The organism is Streptomyces sp. NPDC001599, assembly GCF_042893535.1.
Classification (GTDB): Bacteria; Actinomycetota; Actinomycetes; order Streptomycetales; family Streptomycetaceae; genus Streptomyces.
Genome location: NZ_JBIAVA010000004.1, coordinates 307,414 through 324,058 on the forward strand (window position 1 = coordinate 307,414; position 16,645 = coordinate 324,058).

Consider the following 16,645-nt stretch of genomic DNA (forward strand, 5'->3'; position numbering starts at 1 on the left):
GTGATGGCCGAGGACCGCCTGGCGCGGGTGCGCGGGCTCCTGGACACGGTACGGGCCGAGGGGCGCACCGCGCTCACCGCGCCCGAGGGCAAGGTGCTCGCCGACGCCTACGGGATCGCCGTGCCGGGCGAGGAGCTGGCGCGGGACGTCGACGAGGCGGTGGCGTGCGCGGCGCGGTTCGGCGGACCCGTGGTGATGAAGATCGTCTCGCCGGACATCCTGCACAAGACCGACGCCGGCGGTGTGGTCGTCGGGGTCGAGGGCGCGGCGGACGTGCGGGCGGCGTTCTGCCGGATCGTCGACAATGCGCGCGCTTACGACGCCTCCGCGCGGATCGAGGGCGTGCAGGTCCAGGAACTGCTGCCGCAGGGGCAGGAGGTCATCGTCGGGGCGGTCACCGACCCGACGTTCGGGAAGGTGGTGGCGTTCGGGCTCGGCGGGGTGCTGGTCGAGGTGCTGAAGGACGTCACCTTCCGGCTCGCCCCCGTGGACGCCGACGAGGCGCTGTCGATGCTGGACTCGATCCGGGCGGCGGAGGTGCTGCGCGGGGTGCGCGGGCAGGCCGGGGTGGACCGGTGGGCGGTGGCGGAGCAGATCCGCCGGGTCTCCGAGCTGGTCGCCGACTTCCCCGAGATCGCCGAGGTGGACCTGAACCCGGTGATCGCCACGCCCGAGGGAGCGGTCGCCGCCGACATCAGGGTGATCCTGGCGACCGGCACGCCGAAGGAGCGGCGCCGGTACACGCGCGAGGAGATCCTCACCTCGATGCGCCGCCTGATGCAGCCCTCCTCGGTCGCGGTGATCGGCGCGTCGGGCGAGCCGGGGAAGATCGGCAACTCGGTGATGCGCAACCTCGTCGACGGCGGTTTCGCGGGCGAGATCCACCCGGTGAACCCCAAGGCCGATGACATCTTGGGCCGCAAGGCGTACAAGAGTGTCACCGACGTTCCCGGTGAGGTGGATGTGGCGGTCTTCGCGATCCCCGCGCGGTTCGTGGCGGCGGCCCTGGAGGAGGTGGGGCGCAAGCGGATCCCCAACGCCGTGCTCATCCCCTCCGGCTTCGCCGAGACCGGGGAACAGGCCCTCCAGGACGAGATCGTGGCGGTCGCCGAACGGCACGGCATCCGGCTGCTGGGGCCGAACATCTACGGCTACTACTCGACCTGGCAGGACCTGTGCGCCACGTTCTGCACGCCGTACGACGTCAAGGGCGGCGTCGCCCTGACCTCGCAGTCCGGCGGCATCGGGATGGCCATCCTGGGCTTCGCGCGAACGACCAAGACCGGCGTGTCGGCGATCGTCGGGCTGGGCAACAAGTCGGACCTGGACGAGGACGACCTGCTCACCTGGTTCGGCGAGGACCCGCACACCGAGTGCATCGCGATGCACCTGGAGGACCTCAAGGACGGCCGCGCCTTCGTCGAGGCCGCGCGGGCGACCGTGCCGAGGAAGCCGGTGGTGGTGCTCAAGGCGGGCCGTACGGCGGCGGGCGCCAGGGCGGCGGGGTCGCACACCGGGGCACTCGCCGGGGACGACGCCGTGTACGACGACATCCTGCGCCAGGCCGGCGTCATCCGGGCGCCGGGACTCAACGAGATGCTGGAGTACGCGCGCGCGTTGCCCGTACTGCCCGCCCCCAAGGGCGACAACGTGGTCATCATCACCGGCGCCGGCGGCAGCGGTGTGCTGCTCTCCGACGCGGTGACGGACAACGGGCTGTCGCTGATGGAGATTCCGCCCGACCTGGACACGGCGTTCCGCGCGTTCATCCCGCCGTTCGGTGCGGCGGGCAACCCGGTGGACATCACCGGGGGCGAGCCGCCGTCGACGTACGAGGCGACGATCCGGCTCGGCCTGGAGGACCCGCGCATCCACGCGCTCGTCCTCGGCTACTGGCACACCATCGTCACGCCTCCCATGGTGTTCGCCGAGCTCACCGCGCGCGTGGTGGCCGAGTTCCGCGAACGCGGCATCGAAAAGCCCGTGGTGGCCTCCCTGGCGGGCGACGTGGAGGTGGAGGAGGCGTGCCAGTACCTCTTCGAGCGCGGAGTCGTGGCGTATCCGTACACGACCGAGAAGCCGGTGGCGGTGCTGGGCGCGAAGTACCGGTGGGCGCGGGCCGCGGGCTTGTTGGGGGGCGGTTCATGACGTGAGACGGCGAGGGGCCGGCCGACGGGTGCGCGTCGGCCGGCCCCGGGGACCCGCGCGCGCACGAAAGGCATGGGACAGGGGGCGCTGGCCAGATCTTTCGACGCTAGGGGTGCAATCGACATGACAACCACCGATGTCACAAGGGTCGCCGCCTACCGGGAGGTGACCGACAGGAACGGACGCGTCTACCGCGTGGGCGAGTCCGACATCGACATCATGGGGCGCAAGCGCAAGTGGATGGTGATCCTGCCCTGGATCGGGATGATGGGCATCTCCTCCGCCGAGTACGCGTTCGCGTCCGCCGAGGACACGCTGCACGAGGCCCAGCACTGGTCCAGCGGCAGCATCTACTGGATGATGACCGCCTGGGTGTTCTGCCAGGCCGCGGTCGCGTTCCCGGCGGGACGGCTGCGCGAGAGCGGCAAGCTGCCGGCGCGCTGGGCGATGATGCTGGGGTCGGCCGGCACGCTGCTGGGTTACCTGTCGCTGGCGTTCGCGCCGCACGTCTCACTCGCCTTCATCGGCTTCGGCGTGTTCAGCGGCATGGGCGCCGGCATGGTGTACGCGACCTGCGTCAACATGGTCGGCAAGTGGTATCCGGAGCGCCGGGGCGGGAAGACCGGCTTCGTCAACGGCGGTTTCGCCTACGGCTCGGTGCCGTTCGTCTTCATCTTCCACGGCTACATGGACACCTCCAACTTCCGCTGGGTGCTGGTCTCCGCGGGTGTCTTCCTCGCTGCGATGGTGGCGATCGCCGGCTTCTACTTCCGGGACCCGCCGAAGAACTGGTGGCCGGCCGCCGTCGACCCGCTGAACCCGCCGGCCGACCCGCGGGCCCGGCGTTCGCTGGAGAAGAACCCCCCGGCCGTCAAGCAGTACTCCCCGATGGAGGCCTGGAAGACCGGCCGGGTGGCACTGATGTGGTTCTGTCTCGCCTGCACCTCCGGTGTGAACATCTTCGGCATCGCCTTCCAGGTCGACATCGGCGAGGAGGCGGGCTTCGCGGCCGGGATCGTGGCCGCGGCGATGTCGCTGAAGGCGATCGTCAACGGCACCGGGCGCGGCGTCATCGGCTGGCTCTCCGACCTCTACGGCCGCAAGCAGTGCCTGCTCTACGTGTGCGCGATCCTGGGTCTGGCCCAGTTCGGCATCATCTGGTCCGCCGAGATCAAGAACCTGCCGCTGTTCCTGGTCTTCTCCGCCATCTCCGGTTTCGGCGGTGGCGCCATCTTCCCGATGTTCGCGGCGCTGACGGCGGACTACTTCGGCGAGAACAACAACGCCACCAACTACGGGATGGTCTACAGCTCCAAGCTCGTCTCCGGCCTCGGTGCGGGCATGGGTTCCGTGGTTGTCGGCGTCTGGGGCTACAACGGCGCCTTCAGCCTGGCGGGCAGTATCTCGATCTTCGCCGGGTTCGTGGCTCTGTCGCTGAGGCCTCCGGGGCGCCCGAAGGGCAAGCGCGTCACTCCGAATCCCCAGCCGCTCGGCGAGGGATGACCTGACGGAGGCTTCTTCGCACGGACCGGGCGGCCCCTCCCCCAGCACGCGGGAGGGGCCGCCCGGTCCGTGCTCCGGGTCAGTGGCGCCGCTTGCGCAGGGCGGCCAGACCGTCGTAGCTGATCTTGGCCTCGCGCAGGGACTGCGCGGGGTCGGTGGCGCTCGGGGAGTTGTCGTCCTCGACCATCGGGTTGTGGTAGTTCCGCTGTCCGACCCGGGAGAAGAACGTCGTGTAGTCGATGACCCCGGTTCCGAAGGGCACCATGTCGTAGCCCATGCCGTTGGTCGTGCTGACGACGCCGTCCTTGGCGTGGAAGAGCGGGTAGCGCCGGTTGTTGCGGGCGACCAGCCCGGCCGGGTCGAAGACGTTCTTCCGGGTGGTGCCGTCGTGGGCGGTGTACTCGTGGAACTTGTACTGGGCCACGTGCGCCCAGAAGATGTCCATCTCCAGCCAGACGACCCTCGGGTCGGTGACCTTGAGGAAGTACTCCAGCTTCCGGATGCCCGAACTGCGGGTGGGCCGGCCCTGGTCGTCCAGCGGGCCTCCGTCGAGCAGGAAGCCGTAGGCGCTGTCGTGGTTGTGGGTGTAGAGCTTTATGCCCTCCCGGTGGGCGATCGCGCCGAGGGCGTTCCACTTGTCGGCGGCCACGTCCCAGTCGGCGCGGTACGAGCTGCCGGTGGGGTCGCCGCCGGTGCCCATGTGGTCCATGCCGAGGATGTTGGCGATCTCCAGGTGCTTCTTGAAGGTGTCCTTGTCCGCCTGGGTCAGCGGCCAGGAGGACGGGATGAAGCCGTGGTTGCCCTGGGCGCGCAGCCCGTAGTCGTCGAGCCAGGAGCGCAGCAGCCGGGCGCCCTTGACGGACTCCAGGCTGGCGCCGCCCGGCGCGTTGGCGTGCTGGTTGTATCCGGCGAACTCCACCTGGCGGTAGCCGTGCCGGGACAGCTGCTTGAACACCTCGCGGAAGCCGGAGGGCAGGTCGGAGGCGAGCGGGTCGCGGGCGGTGGCGTCGCGGACGGTGTAGAGGATGATGCCGCGCTTGTCCGCCGGGACGAGGATCTGCCCGTGCCCGTGGCCGTGTCCATGGCCGTGGTCGTGGTCTCTGCCCCGGTCGTGGGCGAGGGCCGGGGAGGCCCCGAAGACGGGGGCCGCGACGGCTCCGGCCGCCACTGCGGTGCAGGTGCTGAGGAAGCGGCGCCGGTTCACGCCGAGGGTGCGGCGCAGGCTCTCGCCCGGGCCGTCGGCGGACGGGTCGGTGCCGGCGTCACTGCGGGAGGGATCGGTGAACGGGGTCACGGGTGCCTGCCTTCTAGGGTCGTGGCCTGCGCCGATGAGGCTCGGGCGGGCCGTTGTCAGTGCCGTGTGTTTCACTCTCAGTAGTCGGATTGCGGCGGGCGTACCGGATGGTGCGTCAGCCGAGTCCGGCCAGCCGGAGCAGGAGTTGTTTCACGTCGGTGGCCGCGACGCGGTCTCCGACAGCGCGGGGGGTGGAGCAGATGAGGAGCGGACCGTCGTCGTCGCTCGCGGGGAGGCGGCCGTGGCTGCCTCGAATAGGTGAGGGGTCCAGGGGCACGACCGCCATGCGGTAGCGCATGCCGAGCTTCTTGCGGGCCAGGGCGCCGGCCGCCTTGACCTTGACGTAGGGGTCGAGCGGGTCCATGAACAGTTCGACCGGGTCGTAGCCGGGTTTGCGGTGGATCTCGACGAGCTGCGCGAAGTCGGGCGCGCGGTCGTCGTCGAGCCAGTAGTAGTACGTGAACCAGGCGTCCGGCTCCGCGACGGCGACCAGTTCGCCGGCGCGGGGATGGTCGAGGTGCTGGGCCTTCTTGCCCTCGTCGTCGAGGAGTTGCTCGATGCCGGGCAGCCCGTCCAGGGCGGCACGGGTCGCGTCGAGGTCCTCGGGGCGGCGGACGTACACGTGGGCGACCTGGTGGTCGGCGACCGCGAAGGCGCGGGAGGCCATCGGGTCGAGGTATTCCATGCCGTCCTGGGTGTGCACCTCGAGCAGTCCGGCGCGGCGCAGGGCGCGGTTGATGTCCACGGGCCGGCTGACGGGGGTGATGCCGTACTCGGACAGCGCGACGACAGTGCGGCCCTCGGCGCGGGCGTCGTCGAGCAGCGGGGCCAGCGCCGCGTCGAGGTCGGCGGCGGCCTTCAGGGAGCGCGGGTCGTCGGGGCCGAAGCGCTGCAGGTCGTAGTCGAGGTGAGGGAGGTAGCACAGGGTCAGGTCGGGATGCCGGGTGGCCATGATGTGCCGGGTGGCGTCGATGATCCACTGGCTGGAGACCAGGTCGGCGCCGGGCCCCCAGAAGTGGAAGAGGGGAAAGGTGCCCAGTTTGTCGGTGAGTTCGTCGTGCAGGGCCGGGGGCCTGGTGTAGCAGTCGGGTTCCTTGCGGCCGTCGGCGTAGTAGACGGGACGGGGGGTGACGGTGAAGTCGGTGTCGGCGCCCATGGCGTACCACCAGCAGATGTTGGCGACGGTGTAGCCGGGGTGGGCGCGGCGGGCGGCGTCCCAGAGCCGGTCGCCGGTGACGAGTCCGTTGTGCTGGCGCCACAGGAGGACGTCGCCGAGTTCGCGGAAGTACCAGCCGTTGCCGACGATGCCGTGCTCGGCGGGCATGGTGCCGGTCAGGAAGGTGGACTGGGCGGCGCAGGTGACGGCCGGCAGGACGGTGCCCAGCGGGGCCCGGGAGCCGGACTGGCCGAGCTGCTTGAGGTGGGGCATGTGGTCGAGGAGACGGGGGGTGAGGCCGACGACGTCCAGGACGAGAAGGGGGGTCGGTCCGTCGGAGGGGGTGGGTCGGGTCATGGCAGTTCCTTCAGGCCGAGGTCCGTCAACAGGTCGCGGGCGAGGGTCAGCTCGGCGGCGATGCCGTCGGTGAGCTGGGCGCGGGCGCGGGGCCGCAGCTCGGGCGGGAGGGCCTGCCAGGTGTAGGTCTCGACCTCCAGGTGCCGGGTGAGGGGGTGCGGGCCGCCGACGAGCCGGGTCAGCGCGGCCTTGAGCACCGGAAGGGTGGAGGTGAGGGGCGCGGCGGGGTCCGCGTGCAGGGGGACGTGGAAGTGGGCGCGCCAGGGTGCGCTGTCGGGCAGCGGGCCGCCACCGGCGAGGGCCTCGTCGAGGTCGTCGGTGCCGTGCAGGCCGCCGGAGGGGGTGGTGGTGCGGGTCTGGTGCAGGAAGCGCGGCTCGGCGAAGGCGGCGAGTGCTTCGCGGACCGCGGGGTCGGCGGGGTGTTCGGCGTGCAGTGCCGCGGACAGCTGGGACTTGACGACGGGCACGCGGGCGGCCGTGAGCGCGTCCAGGGCGGTGTGCGGGTCTTCGAAGGAGGTGGCGAGGTGGCAGGTGTCGACACAGACGCCGATGCGGTCGTGGGCGATCGCGGTCAGCGGGGCGATGGCGTCGTGGGTGGTCTCGACGACGCAGCCGGGTTCGGGTTCCAGGCCGATGCGGATGGAGCGCCCGGTCAGTTCCTGGAGGGCGTCGAGGCGTTCGGCGAGGGCGACGAGGGCGGCGCGTGCCTTGTCGGCGCGGGTTTCGTCGTACGCGGTGCGCCAGGCCAGCGGCAGGGTGGAGATGGTGCCGTCCGTGACGTCGTCGGGCAGCAGTCCGGCGAGGAGACGGGCCAGGGAAGTGGTGTGTTCGAGGCGTTCGGGGTCGGCCCAGTCCGGCTTGTAGACGCGGTACTTGACCTCTTCGGCGCCGAAGCCCTCATAGGGGAAGCCGTTGAGGGTGACGACCTCCAGGCCGCGCCGGTCGAGTTCGGTGCGCAGGCCGCGCAGCGCCGCCGGGTCGGTGACCAGGGCGTGGGCCGCGTCGCGGGCGAGCCACAGCCCGATGCCGAGGCGGTCGCGGCCCAGGCGTTTGCGGACCGGTTCGCAGTGGTCGCGGAGCTGGGCGAGGACGCCGTCCAGGGTCTCGGCGGGGTGCACGTTGGTGCAGTAGGCGAGGTGGACGGTGGAGCCGTCGGGGTGCCGGAAGCGCATGGCTCACTCCCCGCCGCGCAGGATGGAGTTGCCCTCGTGCGTGGCGTCCCCGGTGGCCACGTCGAGTTCCAGGCGTCCGCTGAGCCCGTAGAAGGCGACGGGGTTGCGCCACAGCACCCGGTCCACGTCGTCCTCGGTGAAGCCCTCGGCGAGCATCAGGTCGCCGACCTTGCGGGTCTTGAGCGGGTCGCTCCTGCCCCAGTCGGCGGCGGAGTTCACCAGGACCTGTTCCGGGCCGTACTCGCGCAGCAGGGCGACCATCCGGGCCTCGTCCATCTTGGTGTCCGGATAGACGGAGAAGCCGAGCCAGGCGCCGCTGTCCTTGGCCTCCTTGACGGTGGTCTCGTTGAGGTGGTCGACCAGGACCCGCTCGGTCGGCAGCGCGGACTCGCGGACCGCGTCCAGGGTGCGGCGCAGGCCGGCGAGCTTGTCGCGGTGCGGGGTGTGCACGAGGGCTGGCAGCCCGTGGTCGGCGGCGAGCTGGAGCTGGGTGGCCAGAGCGGTGTCCTCGGCGGGCGTCATCGAGTCGTAGCCGATCTCGCCGACCGCCACCACCCGGTCCTTGACGAGGTAGCGGGGCAGCTCGTCGAGGATGGGCAGGCACCGGGGGTCGTTGGCCTCCTTGGGGTTCAGGGCGATGGTGCAGTGGTGGGCGATGCCGTACTGGGCGGCGCGGAAGGGTTCCCAGCCGAGCAGGGCGTCGAAGTAGTCGCGGAAGGAGTCGGGCGAGGTGCGGGGCTGGCCCAGCCAGAAGGACGGCTCGACGAGGGCGCGGACACCGGCCGCGTACATGGCCTCGTAGTCGTCGGTGGTGCGGGAGGTCATGTGGATGTGGGGGTCGAAGATGCGCATCAGGACTCCTTGCCGTGGGGGTCGGCCGTGCCGGGCGCGGGGCGTCCGGACTCGGTCAGGGCCAGGACGCGGTGCAGGTCTTCGGGGACGGTGCGGTCCGCGGCGGTGCGTTCGGCGGCGTAGTCGGCCAGCATCCGGGCGAGTTCGTCGTCCCCGTGGGCGCGACGGGCGAGGTCCGCCACGCTGTCGACGGGGACACCGGTGAACAGGCACTTGAGCACGGCGTGCCGCCACTGGTGGGCGTCGAGGTGCCGGGCGGCGTACGGGCCGAGGGCGGCGGCGACGAGCCGGGTGTCGTTGGTGCGCAGGGCGTCCTCGACGAGCGGGAGGGCGTCAGGGCCCGGCACGAGGTGGGGCAGGGCGTGCAGGACGGCGCGGCGTTCGTCGGCGGTGCCCTGGGAGTACACCCGGGTCAGGGCGCCGGTGTCGGCGCGGGCGGCGTGCAGGACGAGGACGCGTGCGGCGTCGGCGTGGGCGGGCCCGCAGCGGCGGCCGGCCTCGGCGAGGCGCAGTTCCCACACCGAGATGGGGCCGTGGGTGCCGGGGTGGGCGGCGGCCTCGTCGAGGGCCTGGTCCAGCCAGGCCCGGGCGGCTCCGCCGAGCCGGGTGGCGAGGGCGGCGCGCAGGTCGGCGGGCGGGACGTGGGCGGGGGTGGTGCCCTGGGGGTCCTGCCCGCCGGGGGTGCCGTCCGCGTCCTGGGTGTCCGGGGTGACGTGGGCGGCGTGCGGCTGCGTCATGGTGTGGCTCCCTTCAGTGGGTGGCGGAGGGCTCGCCCGAGCGGTTGGTGCGGGGTGGTGCCGGTGCGGCGCGGCGCAGGAACGGGAGGGAGCGTTCGGCGAAGTGCGGGCCCGCGTGCGAGTGGCGGGGCAGTTCGACGACGGTCAGTCCCTGGTAGCCGGTGGCGGCCAGGGCCTCGAGAACGGGCGGGAAGTCGATCTCGCCGTCACCGAAGGGGAGGTGTTCGTGGACGCCGCGGCGCATGTCCTCGATCTGCACGTGGCGCAGCCAGGGGGCGGCGGCGCGCACGCAGTCGGCGGGAGGGAGCGGTTCGAGGCACTGGCAGTGGCCGATGTCCAGGGTGAGTCCGAGGTGTTCGGGATCGCCGAGGGTGCGGCGCAGGGTGTGGAAGTCGGCGAGGGTGGCGAGCAGGTGCCCCGGTTCGGGCTCCACCGCGAGGGGGACGCCAGCGGTGGCGGCGGCGTCCAGGACCGGGGCGAGGGCCTCGGCCAGCCGCTTCCAGGCCGTGTCCTCGTCCGTGCCCGCCGGGGGGACGCCGCTGAAGCAGTGCACGGCGTGGGCCCCGAGTTCGGCGGCGACGTCGACGGCGCGCACGAGCAGGCCGGTGCGGCGGGCGCGGTCCTCCGGGTCGGGGTCGAGCAGGGAGGGGCCGTGCTTGCGGCGCGGGTCGAGTACGTAGCGGGCGCCGGTCTCCACGGTGACGTCCAGACCGAGCGTGTCCAGCCGCCGGGCGAGGCGTCGGGTGCGGGCGGCGAGGTCGTCGGCGAGGGGGTCGAGGTGCATGTGGTCGAGAGTCAGGCCGACGCCGTCGTACCCGAGGTCGGCGAGCAGCCCGAGGGCGTCGTCGAGGCGGAGGTCGGCGAGGCCGTTGGTGCCGTAGCCGAAGCGGAGCGGGTGGGTGGCGGCACCGTCTCCGGCCCCGTTCGGCCTCTGATCCGGGTTCCGGCTCACGTGATGCTCACCTTCCTCATGGCGGACCTCCTCGCGAACCGCCGGCCTGCCGGTGCGAGGGCCGCCACCAGGAGGGACGTGGCGCTCGCGCCGGAGCGGGCGGCGAGCGCGGCCTGGAGCGGGATCGTGGCCCGGATGCCGCCGCCCACGGCGCGTTGGGTGAGCGGGGGCGAGGGGTTGAGCGCGGCGTGGAAGTAGGGGCGGGCGGCCGTCGCGGCGTAGGCAGCGCCCAGGGCGGCCGCGAGGGCGTCGGTGACGGTGGGCGCCGGGGTGGAGCCCGGCAGGCCGGGGGCGGCTGCTGCCCGCCGGCCTGCCGGGAGTCGGGTGCGGCGGCGGGCGACCAGGCCGGTCAGCGCCCCCGTCGTCGCGAGGGCGGCCAGCGGGGCCAGGACGGAACCGCCGGTGGTCTCCCGGCGGGAGACGGCCGTGACCGCGAGGGTGTGGCTGCCGAGCAGGGCCGCGGAGGGCAGCGCGGCACGGGTGGCGCCTCCGGTGGCGGCCGCGCCCAGGAGCAGGTCCAGTCCGCGGGCGGCCGCCATGGCCGCGGGGCCGGCCGGGGTGTGCTTCAGGGCGAGGTCGTAGGCCCAGACGGTGGCCGCCAGCGGCGCCGCGACCGCGAGCGCGGGGCGTCCCGCACCGGCCGCCAGCGCCAGGCCCGCGCCGGTGAGCACCCCGGCGGCGGTCAGGGCGGCGGCGGGGCGGATTCGGCCGGAGGGCAGGGGGCGGTGCGGACGTTCCACGGCGTCCTCCGCGCGGTCGGCCCAGTCGTTCAGGGCCATACCGGCCTCGTACAGGCACAGGGAGGAGCCGATGGCGAGCAGGGTGCGGGGTCCGGGGCGCGCACCGGCCGCCGCCGCGCCGGCCAGGGCGTCGCCGGGGACGGTGAACAGGGCGGGCAGCCGCAGCAGTTCGGCCCAGGCGCCGAGGCGGGCGGACCGAGGGGACGCCGCGGCCGTCTGGGGCGGCGGCCCGGTGGTCCCGGAGGCCGCTCCCGGCGCCTCCGACGCTCCGGCCGGCATCCGCGACGACGCGGCCGAGGCTCCCGACGGCCCGGGCGTGTCCCGCGCCGCGGCGACGGCGCGGCTCATCGCCCGGCCCCGCCTTCCACGCCGTGGCCGTCGGACCGGACGGCAACGGCGTCTCCGTACTCTCCGGCGGCACCGTTCTCCCCCGCGGCACCGTTCTCCCCGCTCTCGCGGCTCTCCCGGTCGGCGGGGGCGCGGTCCGCGTCGTCCCGCAGCCGCCCGGCGAAGCGTTTCAGCTCCCCGTACTGCTCGGCCAGGGCGGACGGGCCGTCCCCCACCGGGTCCTTGAAGAAGAAGCCCAGTTCACCCAGGGGGCCGGACAGGCCCCGCTGGTGGGCGCGGGCGACCAGCCGGGCCAGGTCCAGCACGAGCGGCGCGGCGAGGGACGAGTCGCAGCCCTGCCAGGTGGTCTGGAGGAACATGCGGGCGCCGAGGAAGCCGTCGAAGGCGATGTGGTCCCAGGCGGTCTTCCAGTCGCCGAGCGCGGGCACGTCGTCGATGTGGACCTCGCCCTCCACGGGGGCCCCGAGGGTGTCGGCGAGGACGCGTTCCTTGCCGGCGTTCTTCGCGGCGGCGGCCGCCGGGTCGGCGAGGGCGGCGCCGTCGCCCCCGCCCAGGAGGTTGGTGCCGGACCAGGCACGCACCGCCAGCGCCCGCTGCGCGAACATCGGGCCGAGCACCGAGCGCAGCAGGGTCTGCCCGGTCTTGCCGTCCCGGCCCGCGTGGGGCAGGCCGCTCGCCTCGGCCGGTGCGGACAGCGCCGGGTGGTGCAGGCCGGTCGACGGGGTGAAGTTGACGTACGGGCAGCCGGCCCGCAGCGCGGCGGCCGCGTACAGCGAGCTGGCGGGCAGGGTGCCCCCGGTGGGCACGGGTTCGGTGGAGGCCACGTTCACGACCACCGTCCGTTCCACACCCGAGCGGCGCGCGAAGTCGGTGATGTCCGCGGCGAACGCGGCGATCAGCTCCTGCTCGTCGCGGGTGTCGCCGGGCAGGGGGCCGCCGGGGCGGATCTCGCGGTCGGCCGCGGCCAGTTCCGCGTGCACGGCGGAGGGCAGTCCGTGCGGCAGCACGCCACCGGCGGCCAGGGCCTCGGCCCGCTTGGGCAGGGGGCAGTCCACGGTGTCGTGACCGCCGAAGACGAGGGCCGGGAGGGCGGGGAGTCCCGCGTCGGCGAAGTCGGGGGTCTCGGTGATCATGCCGGTCGGCGGGTGCAGCCCCGCGGTCACGGCGGCGCAGCCCGCCACCACCGTGGTGGCGACGGAGCCGCGGGCTCCGATCAGCCAGACACCGGTACGGGAGCCGTGGGAGGAAGCAGAGGGGGACGCGGACATGGGCAGCCTCCTTGTCGAGCGCGTCGGACACACACGAGCGGTGGTACGGCCGGAGGTTCGTTCGGGGGGTTTCGTTCCGGGGTTTCGTTCGGGGGGTTTCGTTCCGGGGTTTCGTTCGGGGGGTTTCGTTCGGGGGGTTTCGTTCGGGGTGACGGCGGGCGGAGGTCCGGCGTCCTCCGCCCGCCGCCGTTCCGGTCGCCCCCTCAGGGGCGGGTTCGCCCTAGGAGGGCAGTTCCTTGAGCTGGATGTTGCGGAAGGAGACCTGGTCGTCGGCGCCGTGGTTCTGGAGGCCGATGTAGCCGTCGGTCAGGCTCCGCTCGGGGTCCTTGTTGGTGAAGTCGTTGATCTTGACTCCGTTGAGGAACACCTGGAGGCGTTCGCCCTGGACCTTGATCTCGTAGGAGTTCCACTGGCCGGGCGGCCGCAGAACCTGGTCACGGGCCTTGATGTTCGCCGCCTTGAACGTGTAGATCGCACCGGTGGTGCGGTCCACGGCGTCCGTGGCGTCGATCTGGATCTCGTAGCCCTTGTTCACGGCGGACCAGGGGTCGTCGGAGGCCGGGAAGCCCACGAAGACGCCGGAGTTGTCGTCGCCCCGCATCTTCCAGTCGAGCTTGAGGGAGTACGACTTCAGTTCCTTGGCCTGGTACCAGAGCAGGCCCATGCCGCCCTCGGACTCCAGGACGCCGTCCTTGACGTTGAACTTTCCGGGGCCGGCCTGCTTCCAGCCTTCCAGGGTCTGGCCGTTGAAGATGTCCCGGTAACCCTTCGACGGCTTGCAGTTGGCCTTGACCTGGCCGGTGGCGTACTGCATGCCCCCGAGCAGGTGGCCGCGGAAGGCCTCGTCCGCGTAGGACTCCTTGGTGTGGCCGAGGCCGGTGTAGAAGGAGCGGCCGCCGCCGTAGTTCTGGCACCAGGCGATCGGGTGGTCGCCCTTCATGTTCCCGCCCTCGTAGGTGGTCTCGTCGAGGGTGGCGAGGACCTTGGCCTGCTCGCGCGGGTTGGTGCGGTAGTTGTACAGCTCGTCGGTGTGCTCCCAGGCGTCGTCCAGGTGCGCCGTGGCCGGGTGGTCGTGGTCCTCGACGCGGACGGTGGCCTTCTGGATGGCCGGGTGCGAGTGGAAATAGGCGCCGACGAGGCCGCCGTAGAACTCCCAGTCGTACTCGGTGTCGGCGGCGGCGTGGATGCCCATGTAGCCGCCGCCGTTCTTGACGTAGTTCTCGAACGCCTTCTGCTGGTCGGCGTTGAGGACGTCACCGGTGGTGGACAGGAAGGCGACCGCGTCGTACTTGGCGAGGTTGGCCGTGGTGAACTGTCCGGCCTCCTCGGTCGCGGTGACCGAGATGCCGGCCGGGGTGCCCAGCTCCTTCAGGGCGGCGATGCCCGCCGGGATGGAGTCGTGGCGGAAGCCGGCGGTCTTGGAGAAGACCAGGACCTTCTTGCCGGCCTTGAACGGCTCCGTGGAGAACTCGAAGTCGTCGATGTCGAACAGCGCGCCCTCGCCGCCCTTGAAGACCAGGTAGATGTCGGTGGTCTTCTTGGGCAGGGCCCGCAGCGGCACGTCGACGTTCTGGAAGGTCTCCCAGCTGCCGGTCGGCGGGATGTACGCGGAGCCGTGCAGCGGGCCGGTGGGCGAACCGGTGCGCAGCTCGACGTAGCCGCCGGCGCCGCCGGAGGAGGCCCGTACGGTCAGCTTCTTCTGCCCGTCGAACTTGTAGGGGCTGAAGGAGATCCAGTCGCCGTCGTTGATGTCGCCGACGGTCTTGCCGCCGTTGGCGCCGGTCTTGTCGATCGGCGACACGCCCTGCTGGGCGGTGAAGTGCTCGGCCTGGCGGTGCGGGGGCTGGATCACGGTGCGGGCGGTGCCGGTCAGGGCCTCCTGGCCGTTCGCCCCGCCGTCGGTGTAGCTGGCGCCGACGACGCCGTAGATGTTGGCGTTGGGGTCGTGGCCGCCGTCGCCCGGCGGCGGGTTGAGGGTGCCCTCACAGCCCATCTCGCTGGTCAGCTCGTGGGCGTGGGAGTCGTGGCCGAGGCTGTAGGCGACCTTGACCTTGGAGCAGTCGATCGTCTCCTCGGGGTCGGTGACCTTCACCTTGAAGGGGATGGGCTGGCCCATGGGCAGCAGGGTGCCGTTGCCGGGGGTCTCGATGACCACCTTGGGCTCGGTGTTGCCGACCACGATCCGGACGCTGGCGTTGCCGGTGTTGCCCTCGGGGTCCTTGGCGGTGAAGGTCGCGGTGTAGGTGCCGACCTTCTTGTACTTGTGGGTGGGCGTGAGGCCCTCGCCCTTGGTGCCGTCGCCGAAGTCCCAGCTGTAGGTGAGGTCCGGGGAGTCGGCGTCCTTGGCGGTGGCGGTGAAGGCGACCTTCAGTCCGGCCGCGCCGGAGGTCTTGTTGGCGCTGACCTCGGCGATCGGGGAGAAGCCGTCCGCGGCGTTCTCGATCCGGTACAGGGCGGAGTCCTTGTCGCCCTGGAACCAGGACAGGCCGTAGTCCAGGACGTAGAGCGCGCCGTCGGGGCCGAACTCCATGTCCATGATCTGCGTGCCGGTCCACGGGAAGTCGTTGATCTTCGCGACCGCGCCGTCCTCGGTCTGCTCGATCCGCTTGATCCACCGGCGGCCGAACTCACCGGCGAAGAAGTCCCCGTCGTACTCCTCGGGGAACTTGACGCTGGACTCGAGCTCGGGGTCGTAGCGGTAGACCGGGCCGCCCATCGGGGACTCGGAGCCGCTGCCGAACTCCGGCACGGAGTCGTCGTCGTAGGGGATCCACGCGGCCTGCGCGGGCGGCAGGTCGGTGAGGCCGGTGTTGTGCGGGGAGGTGTTCTTCGGGGCCGCGCAGTCGAAGGTCTCGCCGGAGGTCTTGGTGGCGAAGTCGTAGTCGACGTACGGGTCGTTGTCGCCGGTGCAGAAGGGCCAGCCGAAGTTGGCGGCCTTGGTGACCTTGGCGAACTCGACCTGGCCGGCCGGACCGCGCTTCGGGTCGGCGGCACCCGCGTCGGGGCCGTAGTCGCCGACGTAGACCGTGCCGGTCTTCTTGTCGACGCTGATCCGGAACGGGTTGCGGAAGCCCATGGCGTAGATCTCGGGCCGGGTCTTCTCCGTGCCGGGCTCGAAGAGGTTGCCCTCCGGGATGGTGTACGAGCCGTCCTCGGCGACCTTGATGCGCAGCAGCTTGCCGCGCAGGTCGTTGGTGTTGCCGGCGCTGCGGCGGGCGTCGAAGGCCGGGTTGCGGTCGGCGCGCTCGTCGATCGGCGTGTAGCCGTCGGAGGCGAACGGGTTGGTGTCGTCGCCGGTGGAGAGGTAGAGGTTGCCCTCGGCGTCGAAGGCGATGTCGCCGCCGACGTGGCAGCAGGTGCCGCGGGAGGCCGCGACGTCCAGGACCTTCTTCTCGCTGGACATGTCCAGCGTGCCGTTGGCGTTCAGGACGAAGCGGGAGAGGCGGTTGACGCCGTCGAAGGGCTTGAAGTCCTCGGCGGTGCCGTTCTCCGGGGCGTCGCCCGCGGGGGTGTCGAGCGGCGGGGCGTAGTACAGGTAGATCGCCCGGTTGTTCTCGAAGTCCGGGTCGATGCCTACGCCCTGGAGGCCCTCCTCGTCGTGGTTGTAGACGGGGATCTTGCCGGCGACCTTGGTGACGCCGCCCTGGTCGGTCAGGCGCAGTGTGCCGTCGCGGGCGGTGTGCAGGACGCTGCGGTCCGGGAGCACCGCGAGCGACATCGGCTCGCCCATCTCGGGCTCACCCTTGGCGAGCGGTACCTGCTGGAACTGCCCCTCGGCGGCGGCCGCCGTCTCGTCGTGCTCCGGGTGTCCGGGGTGGGCGCCGGCGACGGTCGCCGGGGTGCCCACGGCCAGCAGCAGGCCGGTGAACAGGGCGAGGGTGGTGCGAAGCCTGGGGCGCCTGGTGGTGCCGGTGCCTTTGAGTCTGGTTCTGTGCACGAAGTCCCTCCGGGAACGGGTGGGCCGTACGGGATGGGTGCGAAGACGTGCGATGCGGGCGCCGGGGTGCGCCGTCACCCCGGAGGTGTGAGTGTCCTGAACACTTCAGGGACGGTAACCGCGTTCTTCCGGGGCGAACACCCCTTGGACCGCAGCTGGTTGAACTTTTTCCCAACTCAGG

11 protein-coding genes are annotated in these 16,645 nt (G+C 72.1%); 2 read left to right on the plus strand and 9 right to left on the minus strand.

Annotated features, from left to right (window positions below):
* Positions 1–3: 3 nt before the first annotated feature.
* Together ACFYZ3_RS14035 and ACFYZ3_RS14040 are read left to right on the plus strand one after the other, a co-directional pair.
* Positions 4–2,148 carry an acetate--CoA ligase family protein gene (locus tag ACFYZ3_RS14035; protein ID WP_388516436.1) on the plus strand — a complete coding sequence of 715 codons (2,145 nt, stop codon included), beginning with the start codon at positions 4–6 and terminating at the stop codon, positions 2,146–2,148.
* Between the two features lie 123 nt (positions 2,149–2,271).
* Positions 2,272–3,651 carry an OFA family MFS transporter gene (locus tag ACFYZ3_RS14040; RefSeq protein ID WP_388516439.1) on the plus strand — a complete coding sequence of 460 codons (1,380 nt, stop codon included), beginning with the start codon at positions 2,272–2,274 and terminating at the stop codon, positions 3,649–3,651.
* 79 nt (positions 3,652–3,730) lie between these two features.
* Here ACFYZ3_RS14040 and ACFYZ3_RS14045 read toward each other — a convergent pair whose 3' ends face one another.
* The 9 genes from ACFYZ3_RS14045 to ACFYZ3_RS14085 form a co-directional block, all read right to left on the minus strand.
* Positions 3,731–4,945 (minus strand): sugar phosphate isomerase/epimerase family protein, encoded by a 1,215-nt coding sequence (locus tag ACFYZ3_RS14045; RefSeq protein WP_388516442.1) that lies wholly within the window; start codon positions 4,943–4,945, stop codon positions 3,731–3,733.
* Positions 4,946–5,060: 115 nt separating this feature from the next.
* Entirely contained in the window at positions 5,061–6,458 is a 1,398-nt protein-coding gene (locus ACFYZ3_RS14050; protein ID WP_388516445.1) for an alkaline phosphatase family protein, read from the minus strand.
* Positions 6,455–7,630 (minus strand): metabolite traffic protein EboE, encoded by a 1,176-nt coding sequence (gene eboE / locus ACFYZ3_RS14055; protein WP_388516448.1) that lies wholly within the window; start codon positions 7,628–7,630, stop codon positions 6,455–6,457. Before eboE ends, ACFYZ3_RS14050 begins: the two co-directional genes overlap by 4 nt.
* 3 nt (positions 7,631–7,633) lie before the next feature.
* Positions 7,634–8,482: a TatD family hydrolase gene (locus ACFYZ3_RS14060; RefSeq protein WP_388516451.1), complete on the minus strand. Its 849-nt coding sequence runs from the start codon at positions 8,480–8,482 to the stop codon at positions 7,634–7,636.
* Positions 8,482–9,219, minus strand: a complete 738-nt coding sequence (locus tag ACFYZ3_RS14065; RefSeq protein WP_388516454.1) for an EboA domain-containing protein — start codon at positions 9,217–9,219, stop codon at positions 8,482–8,484. The genes ACFYZ3_RS14060 and ACFYZ3_RS14065 overlap by 1 nt, the downstream gene beginning before the upstream one ends.
* A gap of 13 nt (positions 9,220–9,232) precedes the next feature.
* On the minus strand, positions 9,233–10,171 hold the full coding sequence (locus ACFYZ3_RS14070; RefSeq protein ID WP_388516457.1) for a sugar phosphate isomerase/epimerase family protein: 939 nt from the start codon (positions 10,169–10,171) through the stop codon (positions 9,233–9,235).
* Positions 10,168–11,259 carry an SCO3242 family prenyltransferase gene (locus ACFYZ3_RS14075; RefSeq protein WP_388516460.1) on the minus strand — a complete coding sequence of 364 codons (1,092 nt, stop codon included), beginning with the start codon at positions 11,257–11,259 and terminating at the stop codon, positions 10,168–10,170. Before ACFYZ3_RS14075 ends, ACFYZ3_RS14070 begins: the two co-directional genes overlap by 4 nt.
* Positions 11,256–12,527, minus strand: coding sequence for an inositol-3-phosphate synthase (locus ACFYZ3_RS14080; RefSeq protein WP_388516464.1), 1,272 nt, complete (start codon positions 12,525–12,527; stop codon positions 11,256–11,258). Before ACFYZ3_RS14080 ends, ACFYZ3_RS14075 begins: the two co-directional genes overlap by 4 nt.
* 220 nt (positions 12,528–12,747) lie before the next feature.
* Positions 12,748–16,464 carry a ThuA domain-containing protein gene (locus tag ACFYZ3_RS14085; protein ID WP_388516467.1) on the minus strand — a complete coding sequence of 1,239 codons (3,717 nt, stop codon included), beginning with the start codon at positions 16,462–16,464 and terminating at the stop codon, positions 12,748–12,750.
* Positions 16,465–16,645: the final 181 nt, after the last annotated feature.